Source organism: Haloarcula sp. Atlit-47R, from assembly GCF_003665985.1.
GTDB lineage: Archaea > Halobacteriota > Halobacteria > Halobacteriales > Haloarculaceae > Haloarcula > Haloarcula taiwanensis.
Map to the genome: position 1 here is coordinate 89,563 of NZ_QPLQ01000008.1, position 18,749 is coordinate 108,311.

The 18,749-nt window shown below is 56.7% G+C and carries 15 protein-coding genes and 2 CRISPR repeat arrays (1 of these 17 running past the window's edge); of the genes, 5 read left to right on the top strand and 10 right to left on the bottom strand.

From position 1 onward, the window contains the following. Positions 1-740: direct repeats of the CRISPR family, unit length 37 nt; unit sequence GTTTCAATCCCGTGCTGGGTTTCTCCCTCGTCGCGAC; it begins 4,270 nt to the left of the window's first position. 115 nt (positions 741-855) lie between these two features. From cas2 to cas6, 9 genes are read right to left on the bottom strand one after another with little or no spacing between them, the layout of a single operon-like run. Next, positions 856-1,128, bottom strand: a complete 273-nt coding sequence (cas2, locus tag DVK00_RS19700; protein WP_121578405.1) for a CRISPR-associated endonuclease Cas2 — start codon at positions 1,126-1,128, stop codon at positions 856-858. Next, positions 1,125-2,120, bottom strand: coding sequence for a CRISPR-associated endonuclease Cas1 (cas1, locus tag DVK00_RS19705; protein WP_121578406.1), 996 nt, complete (start codon positions 2,118-2,120; stop codon positions 1,125-1,127). The genes cas2 and cas1 overlap by 4 nt, the downstream gene beginning before the upstream one ends. Beyond that, a complete protein-coding gene (cas4, locus tag DVK00_RS19710) occupies positions 2,117-2,743 on the bottom strand; it encodes a CRISPR-associated protein Cas4 (protein WP_121578407.1) in 627 nt (208 codons plus the stop codon). The genes cas1 and cas4 overlap by 4 nt, the downstream gene beginning before the upstream one ends. Further along, positions 2,743-4,893 carry a type I-D CRISPR-associated helicase Cas3' gene (gene cas3, locus DVK00_RS19715; protein ID WP_121578408.1) on the bottom strand — a complete coding sequence of 717 codons (2,151 nt, stop codon included), beginning with the start codon at positions 4,891-4,893 and terminating at the stop codon, positions 2,743-2,745. Before cas3 ends, cas4 begins: the two co-directional genes overlap by 1 nt. Further along, on the bottom strand, positions 4,890-5,627 hold the full coding sequence (gene cas5d / locus DVK00_RS19720) for a type I-D CRISPR-associated protein Cas5/Csc1 (protein ID WP_121578409.1): 738 nt from the start codon (positions 5,625-5,627) through the stop codon (positions 4,890-4,892). Before cas5d ends, cas3 begins: the two co-directional genes overlap by 4 nt. A 4-nt stretch (positions 5,628-5,631) precedes the next feature. Then, entirely contained in the window at positions 5,632-6,624 is a 993-nt protein-coding gene (gene cas7d, locus DVK00_RS19725) for a type I-D CRISPR-associated protein Cas7/Csc2 (RefSeq protein ID WP_121578410.1), read from the bottom strand. Positions 6,625-6,627: 3 nt separating this feature from the next. Further along, positions 6,628-7,089 carry a type I-D CRISPR-associated protein Cas10d/Csc3 gene (gene cas10d / locus DVK00_RS22350; protein WP_121578411.1) on the bottom strand — a complete coding sequence of 154 codons (462 nt, stop codon included), beginning with the start codon at positions 7,087-7,089 and terminating at the stop codon, positions 6,628-6,630. Further along, complete coding sequence (cas10d, locus tag DVK00_RS19735; RefSeq protein WP_121578412.1) at positions 7,086-9,581, bottom strand: type I-D CRISPR-associated protein Cas10d/Csc3; 2,496 nt, start codon at positions 9,579-9,581, stop codon at positions 7,086-7,088. Before cas10d (DVK00_RS19735) ends, cas10d (DVK00_RS22350) begins: the two co-directional genes overlap by 4 nt. After that, on the bottom strand, positions 9,578-10,426 hold the full coding sequence (gene cas6 / locus DVK00_RS19740; protein ID WP_121578413.1) for a CRISPR system precrRNA processing endoribonuclease RAMP protein Cas6: 849 nt from the start codon (positions 10,424-10,426) through the stop codon (positions 9,578-9,580). The genes cas10d (DVK00_RS19735) and cas6 overlap by 4 nt, the downstream gene beginning before the upstream one ends. A 175-nt stretch (positions 10,427-10,601) precedes the next feature. On the opposite strand from cas6, the gene csa3 reads away from it, so the two are divergent. Both csa3 and DVK00_RS19750 read left to right on the top strand, forming a co-directional pair. Then, positions 10,602-11,243 carry a CRISPR-associated CARF protein Csa3 gene (csa3, locus tag DVK00_RS19745; RefSeq protein ID WP_121578414.1) on the top strand — a complete coding sequence of 214 codons (642 nt, stop codon included), beginning with the start codon at positions 10,602-10,604 and terminating at the stop codon, positions 11,241-11,243. A 108-nt stretch (positions 11,244-11,351) separates the two neighbouring features. Continuing rightward, positions 11,352-12,047: direct repeats of the CRISPR family, unit length 37 nt; unit sequence GTCGAGACCGGGAAGAAACCCAGAGCGGGATTGAAAC. Positions 12,048-12,869: 822 nt separating this feature from the next. Continuing rightward, positions 12,870-14,099 (top strand): Cdc6/Cdc18 family protein, encoded by a 1,230-nt coding sequence (locus tag DVK00_RS19750; protein WP_121578415.1) that lies wholly within the window; start codon positions 12,870-12,872, stop codon positions 14,097-14,099. Positions 14,100-14,575: 476 nt separating this feature from the next. Here DVK00_RS19750 and DVK00_RS22515 read toward each other — a convergent pair whose 3' ends face one another. Further along, entirely contained in the window at positions 14,576-14,743 is a 168-nt protein-coding gene (locus tag DVK00_RS22515) for a zinc ribbon domain-containing protein (protein ID WP_121578416.1), read from the bottom strand. Between the two features lie 551 nt (positions 14,744-15,294). On the opposite strand from DVK00_RS22515, the gene DVK00_RS19760 reads away from it, so the two are divergent. The 3 genes from DVK00_RS19760 to DVK00_RS19770 are packed head-to-tail and all read left to right on the top strand — an operon-like array spanning position 15,295 to position 18,654. After that, a complete protein-coding gene (locus DVK00_RS19760; RefSeq protein WP_121578417.1) occupies positions 15,295-15,750 on the top strand; it encodes a pilin in 456 nt (151 codons plus the stop codon). 7 nt (positions 15,751-15,757) lie between these two features. Next, entirely contained in the window at positions 15,758-17,818 is a 2,061-nt protein-coding gene (locus DVK00_RS19765; RefSeq protein WP_121578418.1) for a hypothetical protein, read from the top strand. Further along, complete coding sequence (locus DVK00_RS19770) at positions 17,815-18,654, top strand: hypothetical protein (RefSeq protein WP_121578419.1); 840 nt, start codon at positions 17,815-17,817, stop codon at positions 18,652-18,654. Before DVK00_RS19765 ends, DVK00_RS19770 begins: the two co-directional genes overlap by 4 nt. Positions 18,655-18,749: the final 95 nt, after the last annotated feature.

Here is an 18,749-nt window from a genome sequence, read left to right on the forward strand (position 1 = left end):
CCCTCGTCGCGACCTTGACACGAGCCATCAGGCCTCACCTCGGTCGAGATGTTTCAATCCCGTGCTGGGTTTCTCCCTCGTCGCGACCGCCGGCGAATGAACTCATCTTCATCACGAACCCATGTTTCAATCCCGTGCTGGGTTTCTCCCTCGTCGCGACCATTGGACGTGACAGTCAGTTCGGCCCATTCTTTGTTTCAATCCCGTGCTGGGTTTCTCCCTCGTCGCGACGCATCCGGTTGTCGTGCTCAGTGCCGTGTTTCGTCAGGTTTCAATCCCGTGCTGGGTTTCTCCCTCGTCGCGACGGAACAGTCATTCAGATGGGCTTCACTACAACGTGTAGTTTCAATCCCGTGCTGGGTTTCTCCCTCGTCGCGACCAGCCAATTCAGTTAGCGATTGTTGCGCGCTATCGATTCGTTTCAATCCCGTGCTGGGTTTCTCCCTCGTCGCGACTCAACGCGGCCGTCGAGGCAGAGGGTTCGTCGGGTTTCAATCCCGTGCTGGGTTTCTCCCTCGTCGCGACAACAGCACGCGACTCGGGCTCGAGGACACGACCGGTTTCAATCCCGTGCTGGGTTTCTCCCTCGTCGCGACCTAGTGGCTCGTCGCCGAGGGTCACCGCGGTAACTGTTTCAATCCCGTGCTGGGTTTCTCCCTCGTCGCGACGGTTTGAATAGTGATAGTGTTAGTGCTTGCGTTCTGTTTCAATCCCGTGCTGGGTTTCTCCCTCGTCGCGACAGGGGGTAATATACGCTGCATAGGGCCTATAGTTTGCGCTCTATCTGTGTTTTACAGTGCTATTTTCGTGGACCCCTGCTGTACACAGGGTTCAAAAAGGTCTACGAAACCGGACTCAGATCACATTCGACTGTTCGTCAGGTTGATCGGAGCCAATGTCGGTGATATCGTCGAGACAGGATTCACATTGCCGATAGATTCGAACCCTGTCGCCATCGCTCTCGTCAATCCGAGCTTCGAGTTCATCTTCCAGTTCGACCCGCTCTGATTTCGAGACATCAACCTCGAAGACACTATATTGCCGCCATGCCCCATACCGTTCCAGCGTTCGATACACTCTCCGGCGATTCGCATCGTCGCTCACGTCGTAGGTAACGACGAGTCTCACCGTGAGACCTCCAGTGCGTGATACTCGTCAAGTTCGCCAGTGATCGCTTTCCGAAGCAGAATCGATTGCTGATGGATTGCCTTCCGTCGACTTACTTCGTACTCGAAGTATGGGTGGGTGAGCGTCTCTTCCATGTACGCGTCGAATTTCGAGAGGTATGTCTGGAAGGCGTCGTCACGAAGGTGATTGTCGTCTCGGAAGTCGTCGTGGGTAAACGTGCCTCGATTCACCACACGCATGACGAAGGCATCACAAAAGAGCGGGCGAAACTCTTCTTGGAGGTCGAGCGCCAACGACGGCCGTCCATGTCGGTCGGCGTGCAAGACACCGAGGAAAGGATCAAGATTGTAGCTTCGAAGGCCAGTGAGCACCTCGTTTTTCATCATTACATACGTCAGCGACAGCAGTGAGTTGATGTGGTCTTCTGGCGGGCGCTTACTCCGCGTCTCGAAGGTCCACCCGTCGACGAGCGTCTCGTCGAGTCTACTGAAGTACCGCTCTGCTGCTTCGCCTTCGGTTCCGCGGAGGTCGTCTTTCGATGTGGCATTGGTGACGCGCTCCCCCAAATCCCGAAGCAGGTCCGTTCCAGTGACGCCTTTTCGTGAGAGTAGGGTCCGTGCATTTCGGATTTTCGCCCGAATCATCGCTTTAGCGATGCCCAGCTCAGTCGCGTCATCCAACGCGTACTGTGCGCGGCGAACTTCCGCAATCGTATTTCGCTCGGGAACGAAGCTTCCGCGATAGTTCCCGTTCTGGGTGAAGTAGTTGAGGACGATGCCGTGTTCGTTCGCCTGAGCGACGAATGGTGTCGAGAAGTTTACACCCCCGAAGACGTTGATCGTCTCCAGTTTCTCAGTCGGGAACGTAGCGAGTTCCCCGTCATCGCCATCGACATCGTGGACGATGATCTGACCACCGTCCGTCCGTACCTGTGTGCCCTGGGTGGTGACGTACACAACTGAATCGAGGAACATCCCGTCGCTAGCTTTCATGATGGTTCCTCCGGGCGGGCCCCCTCCCATTCAGTTCCCTCAGCCATGTCGGGAGCGAGCATCGCCGTTTCCGCCGGCATGCAGTAACTCCGGGCAGAACAGGCCTCGCATTTCGAGCGGGTATCTATCAACGGTGGGACATCACCGAAGGACAACTGGTCTATCCGTTCGACGACGCGGCGAACTGCCGCCCGATGGTCGTCTGTGATTCGGACCGGATGCCGGGTATCGGTCGAATAGAGGTAGATGTATCCAACGTTAACCGGTTCTCCGATGGCATCTTCAAGCAGCATACAATATCCAGCAATCTGCAATTCGTCGCTAGGGTAGTATTCACCGCTCTCAGCGCGCTTTCGCTCGACTGGAGTAGGCGTCCCATTATCCGTCTCAACGAGGTCAATTTTTCCGTGGAGTCCGAGGTCTTCCGAACGAAAGTACCGTTCGTGTACCCAGCCACCACGCTTCGCAGCGCCCTCGTGTTTCGAACGGCCGTCGACTAGTTCGTACGGCTCACCAATTTCGTCGTGGAATCGCTGATAGTAGTACCGTCGCGGGCAGTAGACGAACTCGTTGAGTGCGCTAACGTACACCAGTTCGTCTTTGAAGCTCGATTCGGCAGTCATCAGATATCCACTCCGAACCGTTCGAGGTCAACCGACTCCGCTTCGTCTTGGATGGCACAATGAAGATACAGTGCGTCGGTTCCGAGCGCAATCGAGCAAAGTCCGTCATCAGTCACTAACCCGTAGAGGAAAAAGAACGGACCGAGGTCGTACTGGTTTTTCACTGCCCTCGGCGCGTCATCGACAACGTACGCGAGGATGTCAAGGTCGACCATCTCCTCGCGGAGTTGTTCGATGCTCGCACCAATTCGTCGGGAGCCGTCGTCAACAGTCACCTGTACCGAAAGGTCGTCAACTGTACGGGGTGTTCGCCCCGTGCGGTCCGTTTCGGTATTCAGCCAGCGATAAATCTCCGAGGTCGCTTTCAAGGCAACCTCGCGTCCGTAGCCGTCCTCGTTCGGCGGAATCGTTCCACGATAGGTACAGAAGCCGGTTACGTACGGTGCCGTGTTTGAAATCGTTGCGTGGTGTCGCTCCGGAACCACACGCTCGAATGCTTCGCGTGAGTGGAACTCAATGTCGCCGTGGCGGAGCAAGTAGAACAGGTTGTACGCTCGAACTGTCTCACGACCTTCGCTGTTCGGGTCGTAGACGAGTACCTGCAGTGAGTCCCCCCGGTACCATTTGAGCGTATCCTCGACGGCGTTTTCTATCGGGTCGATGTAGCGTTCGAGATCCTCGCGTGTAAAGTCCGACTTCGACGCGAAGTGAGCAGTGATGCGGTTCCAGCCGTCCGTCCGTATCTGCTCAGCCAACTCCGGATTCGCGTCGCGCGTTCGTCGCCGCAGGTGATGGTACGCCTCCGCGGCGGAGTAGCGCCAGTCGAACGACTCCCTGTCGCGTGGGTCGTGGTAGGCGTCACCGAGAATTCGTGTCAATCGTTCGCGCGCGATGGAATCAGCGGTCGTCCGTTCGTCGAGCGTCGCTGCGACCGTCGATGGAACGTAACAGCGCGCGGGCTGACGAACGGTTTCCGTCCGAAGTCGACCCAGACGCTGGAGGAAGCTAGCGCGGTCGTGTGCGGAGAACACCAGCCGGTCGACCGTGAAATCGATGCCGACTTCGACGGCCGAGTTGCTCACCAGTACGTCGAACCGGTCCAGTTTTGCTTCGAGGTCGCCGCGGTGAAATCCGTCGATGCGGACGACCTCTTGTTCGTCAAGCGCATCCGCGAGGCGCGTGTACACGTCCTCCACCTCGCGGATACCGTCGAGGATGAAGACGGTCTTTCCGGGCCGGGACGCGAACTCACGCGTGTCTTCCCAGTCTTCATCGAGTAGTTCGTCGGCTGTGCCGAACGTCGACGCCGAACGGACATCGAGCTCGACAGGCGGCATCACTGCCCCCCAGTCCGACGACACCGTATCGGTGAACGGGCGCTGTTCGACCGTCGCTCGCCGTGCAGCCACGCGGTAGTACGGCGCTTGCATCCCATTCTCGAACCGGTCTTCGAGCCAGTCCGTCGGGGTCGCACTCAACAGCACAATCTGTGAGAGCGCACACCGATACGACGGGAGGTCGTACATCTCGTCGAGAAGGAACAACAACGTGTTCTGCTCTTTCCGTCCGGCTCGATGGAACTCGTCGACGACGACCGTCTGAAACTCGTTGAGCGCGCGGACCCGGGCCCCGGGATTGCCGGGCCGTCCGTAGAGACTCCGTCGCATCATCACGAAGATATCCGGATTGGTGAGGAGTATTACCTGACTGTCGCCGTGGTAAATCTCTTCTGTGAGTAGTTGTCGAAGCCGGGCTCCGTTGCTCGTCGCTGTCGGGAACCGTTCGGCGTGTTCTCCACGTAGTGTATCCGCAGTGACAGTGAGGAGCTTCGTATCCACCCCCAGCTCTGTGTCCGGACACTTTTCCGAAATCTCCGTTCTGAGGCTCTGCTCCTGATCGTGAATGAGTGCGTTCGTCGGATAGAGAGCGAGTGCGTGCTCACCGCGTTCAAGGATGGGAGCGAGCCACGACATTGTCTTCCCGCCACCTGTCGGGCTGTCGTTCACCGCGAGAAACGATTCCTCGGTGTGGAACAACTGGCGAAGCTCCTGCTGGTGTGCGTACGGCTTGAACGCGGTTCCGGCGATGGGGTAGTCGGAATCGGTGTGCCGGCGGAGTTCGACCCCAGCCAGCGACAGTGGCTCCGTCATCGTTTCCTCCGAAGGAACTGAACGTCGGCTGGGAGATGTACTGAATTATCGGTCGTATCGTCCGTCTCGGCGTCGGAGTCCGGGTCAGAGAGGATAACGTGTGGGCCGTCGTACGTCCCCTGTACGACCAGCGGTGTTGGCCGCATCTGTTTGGTGATCAGGTCGCCGACGGGAGTCTGGTCGCTGTCGTATGCGCCGATGGCGTGGCCGAGCTCGTACTCGCCAGTACCATCGTCGACTGCGAGCGGCTTCGTCTCGACACGCGCCTTTCCTCGTTTCTTCCCGAGTCGAACGTACCCCGGTAGTTCGGCACGCAGGTCGTCAGTGTCGATACCACGTCCGAGGACGTAACAGCGCAGTTCGTTCCCGTGCCCGAGCACTCGTCGCCGACCGTAGGACGGGAGGTTCTGCCCCTCGTTCGGGTCGTCCTGTGCGGAGTAATTTATTGTCGCGTAGTCGTCGGTACTGGTGTTGTACGTCGACGTAATTCGGTTTGCGACCCCGCCGGTGGGTGTCGCAGGAGTAATGTAGATGTTGCCAGCGACAGCCGCAGTATCATCTATATACGTCGGCTCGAACAGCCTATCGACGTAGCGTCCCGACGCGAGACCGAACGCGTAGTACAACGCCGTATTGAGGAAGTACGGTTCCGTGTCCGCGAGTCGTCCAACCTCGCGGCTCGCAAACCAGATTTCCCCCTGCGTGCGGAGCGTTACCGCCAATGCCGACTGCATCGGGCTACTCCTCCTCGGACTGGTCACGGAATGCCCGTGATGCCTCCCGCTGGGTCTCCAGCACGTCAGCCAAGTTATCGCCGGTCGCGGCCGCTGTGAGGTCGTCGATCGTCTCCGTGGGAACGCGTTCGATGTCGAGCCCACCGTGGTCGGCATCAATACGGGCTTCAAACGCCTGCTGGAGATGCTCCCCGACCAGCTCCGGGTCGTGAGCGGACTCGGTAATCACGTCTTGAATCGTCTCCGAACCGGTGGTGTCGTCGTCACGAAGTCGCTGTATCACGTCTCGCGTCAGCCCGAGATTCGCTGGTCCCTCTTCGCTTCCAGTGTACACCCCGAGGACGTGATTTTTCACCCGTCCGAGGCGGCTGGTCGCAGCCCCGTACCGTTTGTTCTTTGCGGTGATTCCGAGCACAAAAGCGAGTTCTGCTGGCGTCGCGTCCCGAAGCGTGATGACCGCAGGGAACAGCGTCCCGGGCTCGAAGAAGTCCGGCTCACGGATTGTCGCCTCGGCTTCCTTCGCGTAATCATCGCCGGGCGCGTTCTGGAACTTCTCGTCGATTGCGACGGTCGCGTCCCGCAACGTGTACGCGGTATCGTACATCACTCGGGAGGTAATCGAGAGGGGTTGGTCGGCGTCGTCACTCGCGGCACTACCATAGAGGATACACTCCACGCAGTCCTGACACATGCCGTTGACCTGCATTGTGCATTCGATGTCGAGTAGGTCGCGCTGGAGGGACTTACCGAAGCGACGGTCACTGCCGGTTTGCTTACGCATGAACATCAGCCCCGGGGAGTACGTTTCCCTGTCGTCTCCCGACCCGACGGCGACGCTCGCAAGGTCGGCGCTCTGTCCGTCCGTCGTGAAAATCGCGTGACTCTCCAGCTCCCGAAGAACGAGGATGCTGGTGAAGTTGTTCTGCGGGGCGAGAGTCATTTCATCGGGCGCAACGGTGCCGTCTTTGAGGGCGGGGTAGGTGTCGTAATCGAACATTGGTTACTGTTGGATGGATTCTTCGTCGGTCGATTCGTCGCTATCGTCCTCGCTCGACTGGTATTTCAACTGGAGCGTCGCTGCGTAAAAGCCGTCAGCGAAGCCGTTTGCCCGTCGTTTCAGCAGCGACGGTTTGCCGTCGCAACGGTCGACGAGCAAGCGCTGTGCGAAGGCTTCGGCATAGCGTTCGATTCGCTCGTTGAGATGGCCGCCGTGGTCGCTGTCTTCCCTCGACACACGGAAGACCTGGTCACTTCGGTCGGGAAGTTTCTGCAGTTTGCCGGTTATGCGGAGCGCCGCCTCGTCGGCGTTCATGCGAAACTCGTTCGATTCTTTCACTGCTTTCACCGACTCTCGGAACACGCGCTCGATAGCGTACGCTTTGTCGTTACCGGACGCGGGCCGGATCGCATCGTACGCGAGTTCCGCGAGGTAGGTGACGTCGTCTTTCGGTGTTGTTGTCATTGTTCGGTTGTCGTCGTGTGACGTGCTGTCGTCGTTCGTGACTGCTGCGATGCGTGTCGGTCGAGAAAGTCGGCTTCCTCGAGCAGATAGCTGGGTGCACTGCCGTCATCGGCATCTCTCGCAGCTTTTTTGAGGAGGTGCGACCCCGGTAACGCCTTGTTCCGCGTCACCCGGAGATACTTCGGGAACCGAGCGTCGTCCATCTCAAGTTCGTAGCCGAGTTGAACGAGTGCCGCCGCCGCCCCGAGCCGTTCTCGAAGCACCGACAGCGGGATTTCCTGTCCGTAGAGATCAGCGACTCTCGTGAATCCGGCGTCGAGTCTCGCCATTTCTTTGAAATCTCGGCCGCGTAGGTCCGGCAGCGGTGACTGTGAGATGTACGCGCGCATCCCCATCGCGGCGGCGACGGACAGGCCGAGGAAGACGCCGAAGAACTGGAACTCGGTCTCGTTGTCTTGGGGCTTGTAGAAAGAGAGTGTCCGTGTCCCGAACTGGGACTCGGAATCGAACCCTTGCCCCAACTGTTCGAGCATCGAGCGACCGCCGTCCTCGTGCCACGCTGCTTCTCCGAGAATGTCTGCGAACGACTCGCCCGACGTTCTGTCCGGATGTCCACCCGCAGTCGCGTCGAACACTGCCGACGCGAGTCGTCCGATTCGGGTCATCGCTTCGCCGGTAAACCGCGTGAATATCTGGCCGTCGTACAGCGACCACATCGTCGGTGTGTAGAAGTAATCCGGAACGAGATGGATGAACAGGCGACCCGCCTCCCGTCGCGTTGCGCCGGTTTCTCGGAGCGAGAACTCTACCTGACACGGGATACACGCGAGGAGTTCCTCAGGCTTGCTGGCGTCGGCCGGGATTCGATTGGAATACCCGGCCTGAAAGGTCGTGAGTGACTTCGGGGCCTTCATATCTCCCTTCCGCCCGCTCGTCGTCCCGCGGTTGCAGAACGTACACGTCTTCCCGCGCCGGGTGGCGTGGTGCTCGTCGAAGGGGTCGGTGAGAAGGTCCGTCCTCCCGGCGTCCTCCGCTACGTGTCCATCGACGGTGAGCACGTCAGCGATGTAAGCCGTGAGTTCCGTCTCAAACTCACCGGCGTGTTCCGCCATCACCACCTCCCGCCAGTCGGGGGCTCGCTCTTCGAGCCGTTCGAGCAGGAACTCCGCGAGGGGCTCGACCGGAGGCGACCACCCCTCTCGCCGGACCATATCTGCGATGTGTTGCCCGATTGCGTAGCCGTAATCCCATTTCCCGCCGGCAGTGAGGCTGACCTCGTCGTCAGCACGGAGGGCTCGAAGCCCGTCGATGATCTCGCTGTCCAAGCCGAACAACTGACAAGTCTCTGTCAGCGCGTCACCGTCGAGCGCGTCCGCATCGACGAGCGGGTCGACGAACGCCCGTTTGATTGTGTACGCTAACCGAGCGTATCCGGGTGCGACACGCGTAGTCGCGTCGATATCGTTCGACAGCCGCTCGTTCAGTAACTCCATCGTCTCCCGCATACTGTCCGTCGGGTCAGCGTCGGGATCGGCGTCTTGTGTGGCTTTGACCGTGACTGCCAGAAGGATATTCGGCGCACCTGCGTAGAAGAAGTCTTGATCGTTGATGGCATAGAAGCCCTGTGACCGGACACCGAGATTCTGCGCGAGTTGCTGTCTGTCCTCGTACGCAGGATGTGACGCACCGATTTCCTCGGTGAGACGGGTATAGAGTGCATCGACAAATCCCTCGTCTATCGCTGGCTGCGGGTGGTCCGAGTCCGTAACGTACACACAGCCGTCCTGATAGATGAGGAGGAGTTCGTATCCCGCGCGGTCGTTCAGCTCCCGGGCGGCGACTCCGTTCAACAGATTCGTGAAGACGCCTTTGACATCGTCGAGAACGTGATGTCGGAGTTCGAGGTCGACGCCGGGATATGCCGCGTCGAGCGCGCGTTCGTTCCGCTCGCTCGCCGCTGATTCCGGCGTTTCACACGAGGCGAACGCGTCTGCGAGCCGGACGAACGGGCGAAGGCGGTCGTACGCCCGCGTCGACTGTTCGGGATTCGCCTTCCAACTGTTCTCGTGGTCAACCGTGCAGGCGTGGAAGTCCTCAATGCGGAGCGATGGAGCAAACTCGCCAACACCAGTCGCGTCGACCAGATTTTCCACTTCGTCGCCATCGATGTCATACTCTGTCTTGGCTGTCGTCTCCTCGTCCCGGGACTTATGAAGGTCGTGGATGACAAACAGCGCGACGGCTCGCCGAAGTTCGGCATCGTCGAGTTCGTAGGCTCCGAACGCAGGGACAATCTCGTTGAGTCGTGCCAACGCGAAGACGCCGTTACGGACGTGATTGACCATCGACTGATCTGTCTGGCCGTAGTCGACTCCCTTCGCCACCTCGAACCCCCATCCTTCGTCAAGTAGCTTCGGGTCGACTTCGGTGAGAAAGTCCGCAAGGATGGGATTCAATTGGCTGGTGTCCTGAAAAATAGACGGGCTACTCATCCTTGCACGCCCACCTCCACAGTCCCACAACCACGAGCAACCGAACTGCCTACACCGGAATACTCGCTGAATAGAGCCAACGCCGTCGTCGCAGTGCGAACGGCGTCACTCGCGTCCTTGAATTTATACGTGCAGGTGCCGGTGAACCCTTGAGCGAGAATCGGCGAGCCGTCCTCGCCGCGGTTCACCATGACGCTATGGGTGTTGTACGTTCGCGCATCTGGTTTCTCGATGAGATTCGATTCGAAGGCCTCACGCGTCATCCCGAGTTCACAGCGCTCGACGGCGTCCTCGGGCAGCGTTTTGTTCCATCGTCGGAGAAGTGACCGGAACACGGAGCCCCGATGTGGGAACATCGTCGTAATCCCATCGGCCTCCTCGATGCAAGTCGGGGTACGGAACCGCATCTCGATGTCGAACGTCTCCGGTCGGTCATCGACAGCGGCGGCCGCTTCCTCTAGTAGTTCGTTGTGCGTGATATTACTACTCGCGAAGTCACGAACACGTAGCTCGCCTTCCGAGAGCGAGAGCGTATCGCCACTGAACACGAACGCGTCCGCCAGCGCTTCGAAGACGCGCTGGTCTGCGGGGTCGGTCACGCCCAGCGAGAGGCGGTACTGTTCAGACGGGTCGACTCGCTTGTGGAATTTACGGTCACAGCCCCGAAACGACCCTAATAGCCCGCTGTTGTGGAGACTCCCCAGCGGTGAGTCATGCACGCGCTCGCTCACGTCCGAGGCAACGTCGTTGAGCGCATCTAACAGTGCACCGTACACCTGATAGCCGTCGGCACTCGGCAGCGCGAACGACTCGGTCGGCTCGACCGTTAGCTCAACCTGTCGCATCGCGATATCCAGTCGCCGTGTGTTGGTTGGTCTACTCGCACGTCCCCCTCTGCACAGTGTTGGAACTTTAAATTTATCCATAAGATGATATGTATGCAGAGTAGTGCAGTCGACTGTGAATGTTTGCAGAAATCTGCGACGGAACCATTTACATGCAGGCGTCCATCCACCAGACATGCGCACTTACGTCTCGACGATTGGGTATTACGACACGCGGGTGGTGCGGCCAGTGCTAAATCACGGTCTCAATGCAAGGGACAAGGTCGTATTGCTTCGGCCGTACAATGACGATGATGACGGCGATAGCGCGGTTGCAGATGTCAAACAGATTTTCTCCGAATTGGGGCCGAATATCGAGGTTGTTGTCGAGCAAATCACGTACGATGAGTTTCATACTGCGGTGATGGAATGTACGGATATCCTCGCTGCCGCCAAAGGTGAGACAGTGGCAAACTTCGGCGGTGGTCCTCGTGAAATCTTTCTGGCCTTTACCGTCGCCGCATTGGTTACTACCGACCACATCGACACTGTATTGCAGTTCACGGATATCGACGAGGAGGTACAGGAGCTCCACTTACCCGAGCTGATGACATCACTGCCATCAAAAACAGATCAGACCCTCCGGACGATTGCACGGTTGGATGGAGATACAACACTCCCAGCGGTTGCCGAACGGAGCGACCAGTCCCGAAGCACGGTGGGTCGGCATCTTGACGAGCTTGAAACGGCTGGGGCCGTCGAAACAGACAAGGACGGTAAGACCAGACACGTCGAGTTGACGCTCGGGGGCCGCTTGCAGCTGTTTCGCCGCCGGTGAGTCGTGGACCTTTTTGAATGCTGTGTATAGCTGGGGTCCACGAATTCCGCAGTCGCTCTCACAGGATATGCGTAAGCTATAGACCCTCTGGGGCCTATATTACCCCCTGTCGAGACCGGGAAGAAACCCAGAGCGGGATTGAAACTTCCAAGACGTTATCCCAGCATTAGTGCCTGCGGAAGTCGAGACCGGGAAGAAACCCAGAGCGGGATTGAAACGTTGACATCTTCTTGATCGATAAGATTCCCCGATGCCGTCGAGACCGGGAAGAAACCCAGAGCGGGATTGAAACATGGCCTTCTCACCGACCACCGGCACGCGCGTTTCCTGTCGAGACCGGGAAGAAACCCAGAGCGGGATTGAAACAAGTAACAATCACAGTCGAAGGTCCCGAATCGCAGGGTCGAGACCGGGAAGAAACCCAGAGCGGGATTGAAACACAAACTCGCCACGCAGAATAAGCAACGCCTCCAGGTCGAGACCGGGAAGAAACCCAGAGCGGGATTGAAACGTAGTGTTCCGCCGCTGTGGACAGGCCCGCCGCGACGTCGAGACCGGGAAGAAACCCAGAGCGGGATTGAAACACGAGTGGGTGCTGGACAACCAGCGTGGCCAGCTCAAAGTCGAGACCGGGAAGAAACCCAGAGCGGGATTGAAACTGGCCGAGGCCGCGCGACAGGTCAAAGACTGGGTGGAGTCGAGACCGGGAAGAAACCCAGAGCGGGATTGAAACTCAAGGTCGATGGCGCTGTCGTCCAGCGCCGACCGTCGAGACCGGGAAGAAACCCAGACCGGGATTGAAACAACACGGCATGGAGGGAGCAATTCGGGGAGAGGTGATAGAGAATCAGGGATTCCAAATCAAATGGCCCCCAATTCTTCAGCACTGGTCGTGATTATCCCTGTAATCCGTACTAGCCTCAGAGCATACGGGGACACACACCCCGGGTGTCGAGTGTAAATCAACAGGATGGTGGGTACCCGATCAGGACACTGTAGTACGCCTACTGTTGTTAGTTGCTGTTTTCGAGTAGTAGAGAGCCCTAAGATCTTCTTTCAGCTTTTCTTACTACTACTAGCTACATTCTTTTATATATTTTATTGTATCAGCAATAAATAACTCATAGAATGTGGTATGAGCGGGTATAAGTCAAGTATAGAAGCACTAGCAATACTATTTATAAGTTATTCTGGGACTCCAATGCATAGCTATCTCTGGACAACACATGAGTTGCATAGCAATCCCTACTGAGTCATCGATCTGTCCGCAGACAGTATGTATACTCGTGTTAACCGTATTTCTCCCTACTCTGTCTAACGGTAAGAAGGTCTTAGACAGTCAGCATGGACAGTTTACACTCGACACCCGGGGTGTGTGTCTTCAAAAACGTACTTCACTAAACATCTAAAGACACAGCGACTGCCAGTGTTACACTCGACACCCGGAGGGGTGTACTATTTTCTTTTTTTGGATATACACTATACTATTGATGCCGTATAGGCTCTACTAACGGTAGAATCAATCGTTTACACTCGACAGATGGTGTGTGATGGAGGCACAGTTTTATATACTACACCGACTGTCGTGTGTAACATGAGGTGGCTCCTCTGGGGTCATATATCCATATGAGTAACGAGAAACAGAGTTCCCTCGACTCAATTTGGGAAAGTGAGGATCCAATTTTCGCGAATAAAGAGCTTCTCGATATCGAACACATCCCGGACGAGGAGCGGATCATTGGTCGTGAAGATGAAATATCTAACTTGGCCAATAGCATTCATCCTGCAATCCGGGGTGGAAAGCCCAGAAACACGTTAATTTACGGAAAGACGGGAACTGGCAAGAGTCTCGTTGCCAAACACGTTACTCAAAGTGCTGAAGACTTCGCTCACGATGAGGGTACGAAACTTGATCGCGCATATATCGATTGTACTCAAGCAACAACAGAGACACAGGTGGTAATCAAACTCGGTCGGACATTCAACCGACCAGATGAAACAGATATCTCTGTACCACCTTCGGGATTATCGACGAATGCATACTATGATCGTCTTTGGGAGATACTTGATACTCTCCATGATGTCGTTATCATCATTCTCGACGAGGTTGACAAACTCCAAGAAAACAACGTGCTAATGCAACTCTCCCGAGCTGGTGAAGCCGGGAAGATCGACTCGTGTAAGGTTGGTATCCTCGCGATCAGCAACAAAATCTCGTTTAAAGATTCTCTCGATGAGCGAGTCCTCAGCAGCCTGCAAGAGCGTGAGTTTATCTTCCCTCCCTACGACGCAAACCAGCTCCGCGAAATTATGCGTCATCGCCAGGATGCATTTCGTGAAGGTGTCCTCACCGATGATGTGATTCCTCTGGCGTCTGCGTTCGCTGCACAAGAGCACGGTGACGCTCGAAAAGCACTAGATATCCTTCGAAATGCAGGCGAACTTGCAAAAGACGATAACAGTGATGTTGTGCAAGAAAACCATGTCCGAAATGCACGTGAGAAAGCGGATATCGATCGCTTCTCTAAGCTTCTCCAAGATCAGCCTACACAATCGAAAGCAGCAGTGTACGCCCTTTCATTGATCGCAGAGGGAAGCAATCAGGAAGAGTTCCCTACTCGAAAAATCTATGAACGGTACGAGCAGCTCACGGAATCACTAGATATTAACCCTCTCTCACAAAGGCGGATGTCTGATCGGCTGAATGAACAGGCGTTTCTAGATATCCTCGGCGTCACGGATCGGGTTGGACGTGGCCGTGGAAAAGGCATGACTAATTTTTACTACCTACTGGAGGAGCCTAAGGTCGTACAAAGTGCCATTGAATCTGATCAACGGTTTTCGCCCGATCAGTAATTCACGATTTTACACTCGACAGTCGGGGTGTCTCACTCGAACTTTCGGACTGATATCTCTCAAGAATATCTAAATATGGGTCTAAATGGTATGATACGCGATTTAATGTCCATTTACACTCGACACCCGGGGTGGTCCTCAATTCGGATACGAGCGAATGAGTGTGACACCCTCTGCAACGGAACGGGGTGGTTTCCTGCGTGGGGATACCAGCTAATCACTGGAGTGGGTTTTGACTCAAACTCACCGAGCGTCATTTGCTGTGGTAGGCTCTGCTCAGAGCGAGTCGTGGCGCCGTCACAGACGTCCACATCCTGTATAATATCATTGCCCACCAATTTTAGCGGCAGGCTCTCATCCCACCGGTCTAAACGGTCAGAGATGCTGACCGCCGCGTTGGTGTCTGCGTAGTACTCCGTTACCCAACACTCGTCGTTCGTACATCGGAACTCGTCGCCGTTTCGGGAGCCGACGTGTTAGTAGTCCAGGCAGGCCTGACTTGTGTACTCCGGGTAGGCGTACGTGACGGGGATACCGGCGGTTCTGGCTTTATTCTTGATGCGTCCCTGCAACCGAGCGAATGCATGACGTGGAGGTGTTGATTCATCCACTCTGTTCAGTTTTATTTCCCGCTCACTCAGCATCGCAGAGTTGACGACATGGGGGTGTGTGCGGCGACATTGACGACTTGGGAGTAGTCCACGACACGGACAACATAATGGTCTGATTTCAGTCTAGCTCACCTCATACCCTGCTTTTGCCCTTCTATGAAACTAGCTTAATGATGTTCTATTGGTCAGCTTCTATGCCCTTCTTGTATCCAATTATATTAAATATAACACCAGTTAGGACTGTCAATATACCTCCCCAACTGCCGTAATTTCTGATATACGGTTTGGAAACTTTGCGGCTGATAGTCTAGTTAACGAAGTTACTAGTTGATGTACTAATAAATATCCATATTAGCATTAGCATTCATGCGGCCCGAAAATTAAGGCATTGCCGAGTAAGACTACCTATCACAATCTAGAACCCTTCATCTTGTTCACAAGTTTTTTGATAGTCCCACTGTCAATACGTGCTGGCGAATTCAGAATAGGATTCACCAACTGTGTAAGAAAGGTAACACAACAACGGTAGCGGATTACCGGTGGGGCATCGGTGGGCAAGCAAGACCGCAAAACCAGAGACATCCATGTCAACGCAAACCAACGCATCGAACGCATCGACCACACAACCAACACTCTACACGCACGCAAAGCGGCGATTCGCTGACGCCTGGCTCACGCCCGGCGTGCGACAGGCGACCCAACTGCTGTTGATCCTCACGCTATTTGCTGGCTCGGCGATGGGCCAGACCGACGTCGGGAACATCTACTGTAACACTGCTGTCGAGGACGGCGTCAACGTCGTCTTTGGCGCACTGGCTGGTCTTGGCCTGCCAGCGACGATGGTGTTCGTCGGTCGCAGTGGCCTGTCGTATATGCGAGCCTCTGGCAACCCGAACCAGCAAAACGAGGCTCGCCGGGACCTTATCCTCTCGCTGGTCGGCCTCGGCGTCGTCGTGCTGGCAATCGTGGCTCCAGAACTCATCACGAAGTTCGGGGACAACGTCGGTTTCGGCTTCTCTGACTGCGTGACGCCATTCTGAAGATACGATGCCATCACTCCGCTCACTGCTGATGATCGCGGCCCTTTGCTCGCTGCTCTCGACAGCCGCAGCTGCGGGGCCGGCGGCCACTGGCAGCAACCCAGCCCAGATTGAGCGGGGGACGGCACACTCCTACACCGACGCGAGTCACGGTGGCGTGGGGATACTCCAACAGAACGCCACCGCGCCGAATGGCTCCAGTAGGGAGAGAACACAGACGAATCGCACTGACAACAACGACTCCAGCGTCCAAGACCCAGCAGGCAACGAGACAGCAGCCAACGGAACCGAGGGCAACGAGTCCGTTGATCGAGGGCCAGCGGCGAACCAGACAGAGGTGAACAGATCCGTCGAACTCGGAGCAAGGCAGAACCTCAGCGCGAAAGTCTCGTGCTACGAGAACGCCTCGAACCCACCGGCTAATGCCTCTGTCGGGGACAACACGACAGCAGGCGTCGTGCCGCCGAACCGGTCCTACAACCACAACCACACGTTCTTCCGTGCGCTGTGGTCTGGCGACCCTGACCATCCGAACCTCACACGGGCTGACCGGGCCGAGGCTGAGAACGGCACGCTGGCCGTCCTGCCCTCATGCACGGGAGATATGGTTTCTCGCGAGCCATCGAACACAACGCTGTGGAACCGGCCCGAACACGACTCGTTCCGGACTGGCATCGAGAACGCCTCGTATCCAGTAAACGTCACGGACACTCGCTCTGGACTCTGGATTCGTGACGCCTACGTCGCGTTCTTCAGCATCGAGCCATCGACGGTCGTCCATCAAGAGTCGGGTACTGAGCGTCTGGTCCGTCCGAACGGGACCGTGCGTGCCATTCACGACTACCGGGTAGTCATCTCGGAGTTCTTCGAGGACGACTTCCGAGTAGTGAACACGTCGACGAACACGACGCTGTACGCCAACGGCACTGCGATGGACAACAGCACTGCCGCCCAGCCCACGCTCAACTACACCGATATCAACGGAACCACTGAACTCCAGTTGGTCACGACGATCTCGACGAATCTCTCGGAGATTGGCGATGACGAGATTGATGAGTACGAACTGACGGTCACGGACTCACGGACAGTCCAGGTGGAAAACCTCTCCGAGCGGGAGATGGTCGTCGAGCCCGGCGTCGTCCCCAACGGCAGAGGGGCCACGACCGACGACTATCGGATCGGAACTGTAATTCCCGGCAGCTGGCAAAGCGTCCAGTTCGATGGCGGATACGAAGTCCAGAGCAAGTGGCGGTTCTACACCCGCTCACCGCCCGGGTGGGAAAACTGGTCGGAGAACACGACGACCCCAGTACGACCGCTCGAAACCCACGCTGTCCGGACGACGGAAGGTCCGGCAGTCACGGTCAACCGCGTCCAAAACGAGAGTGCCGACGGCTGGCGGTTCGTGCCCTCACTGGAAGCGACGTATCCGACAAATGCGACTGTGAACACGACGGCGAACGCGACCAACAGGACGACGCTCCCGCCGGAGATTCGGATCAACCGTTCGGAGACGTTCACGACGGCAGATCGGTTCACGATTCGGAGTGCGGAACAACTCCGGACGGAGAACTTCGAAATCAACGGACTCGTCCGTGGGAACAGCATCGAACAGCCAGCGGACTCGACGAACCCGACGCTAATCCGCGAGGTCAATATCACCTCTGAGGTCGTCAACTCGACCGACAACTCGACGGACGTGCTGGTCCGGGTCGAACCGACGGCTGGCTTCCCGATTGCGGCAGGGAACGTTACCGTCGCAACGGGGCAGTCCCGAGTCGAACGGTCACTGTCTGGCGATGATGAGATTACGGTCACCGTCGACCAGGGCGAAGTCTCCTCAGCGATAGTCACGTATCGCCCGGCTCAGATCTGGTGGGAGCAAGGGCGTGCTGTCCCAGTGCGAGACACCCAAGAGCGGGTCGTCTACGAAGTGAACCTCCCAGACCTTGCGGAGTTCATCGACCTCGCTGTAGTGACGCTCCTGACGGTGTTGCCGGCTGTGCTGGCGCTGTATGGCTACGACGTCTGGACGAGAGGCAAATTTGTTGGTTGGTATAATCCATGACACACAAGAATATACCACGAAACAGCAGTATCGACCGCAGAACAGTGCTTGGACTCCTTAGCGGGGGTCTTGCCGCGCTTGCAGGCTGCAGCGGGCTGTTTGATGATAGCGGCGGAGACGGTGGAAGCGCCGGCCCGCCAGAAGAGCAGTCCGACTACATCGGAGAGACATCGATTGAGATTGTCGAGAACGGCCGCCAATTGGCTCTGGAAGTGGCTGTGACCGATGAGATCGAGCCCTCATCGGTCAGCATCATCACAGAGTCCGGTCGGGAGTTCGTCAGCGACTATTTCAGCCCCGGTGAAACCCGGACACGCCTTTCGCTAACAGAGGGCGAGGACTCGAATGAACCGCTGCCTCCGGGCCAGCACACACTCTATCTCCGTGGTGACGACGTCGAAACTAAACTCCCACTCGAACTGGGCACCACGTTTGAACTTGAGGAGGTTATCCCTGGGGCTGAACATCCAGACTTCGTCGATGGTAGCTTGGCGATGGTTGTGCGGAACGTGGGGAAACGCACAGATGCAGCATCTCAGACGCTTCTAGATGGTGAAACGAGAAGTGAGCGCTTTGTACCAGTGGAGCCCGGTGAATCTGCTGCCGTTAAATTTGATTTTCTCCTCAAGGATGGCCCAGGAATATGTGCAAGAGCTGATGAAGCTGGCGAGATAGCTGAGATCAACCACCGTCTGGCAGTTAACTTCCTTTGGAGTGATACAGTTACAGTTTCTCAGACCATCAAATATAACAATACTGATGGGTGCAAAAAGTCGCTAGTTGGTGAGCCAGAGGAAGTCACCACAACCCCGAGGAAGACGGAGACGGAGACGTAGCAATGCAGTCGGGAATTGCTGGGGAAATCGTGAAGGAGGTTGTCGAGAGAGTGGTTGGAGAACTCTCGTCGGCAATTACAGCTGGTATCAGTGGC

What these genes read in the sequence shown, in the direction of transcription:
- cas1 (WP_121578406.1), bottom strand. Translation starts at nt 2,120, where the DNA reads ATGAAAGCTAGCGACGGGATGTTCCTCGATTCAGTTGTGTACGTCACC.
- cas4 (WP_121578407.1), bottom strand. Translation starts at nt 2,743, where the DNA reads ATGACTGCCGAATCGAGCTTCAAAGACGAACTGGTGTACGTTAGCGCA.
- cas3 (WP_121578408.1), bottom strand. Translation starts at nt 4,893, where the DNA reads ATGACGGAGCCACTGTCGCTGGCTGGGGTCGAACTCCGCCGGCACACC.
- cas5d (WP_121578409.1), bottom strand. Translation starts at nt 5,627, where the DNA reads ATGCAGTCGGCATTGGCGGTAACGCTCCGCACGCAGGGGGAAATCTGG.
- cas7d (WP_121578410.1), bottom strand. Translation starts at nt 6,624, where the DNA reads ATGTTCGATTACGACACCTACCCCGCCCTCAAAGACGGCACCGTTGCG.
- cas10d (WP_121578411.1), bottom strand. Translation starts at nt 7,089, where the DNA reads ATGACAACAACACCGAAAGACGACGTCACCTACCTCGCGGAACTCGCG.
- cas10d (WP_121578412.1), bottom strand. Translation starts at nt 9,581, where the DNA reads ATGAGTAGCCCGTCTATTTTTCAGGACACCAGCCAATTGAATCCCATC.
- cas6 (WP_121578413.1), bottom strand. Translation starts at nt 10,426, where the DNA reads ATGCGACAGGTTGAGCTAACGGTCGAGCCGACCGAGTCGTTCGCGCTG.
- csa3 (WP_121578414.1), top strand. Translation starts at nt 10,602, where the DNA reads ATGCGCACTTACGTCTCGACGATTGGGTATTACGACACGCGGGTGGTG.
- DVK00_RS19750 (WP_121578415.1), top strand. Translation starts at nt 12,870, where the DNA reads ATGAGTAACGAGAAACAGAGTTCCCTCGACTCAATTTGGGAAAGTGAG.
- DVK00_RS22515 (WP_121578416.1), bottom strand. Translation starts at nt 14,743, where the DNA reads ATGCTGAGTGAGCGGGAAATAAAACTGAACAGAGTGGATGAATCAACA.
- DVK00_RS19760 (WP_121578417.1), top strand. Translation starts at nt 15,295, where the DNA reads ATGTCAACGCAAACCAACGCATCGAACGCATCGACCACACAACCAACA.
- DVK00_RS19765 (WP_121578418.1), top strand. Translation starts at nt 15,758, where the DNA reads ATGCCATCACTCCGCTCACTGCTGATGATCGCGGCCCTTTGCTCGCTG.
- DVK00_RS19770 (WP_121578419.1), top strand. Translation starts at nt 17,815, where the DNA reads ATGACACACAAGAATATACCACGAAACAGCAGTATCGACCGCAGAACA.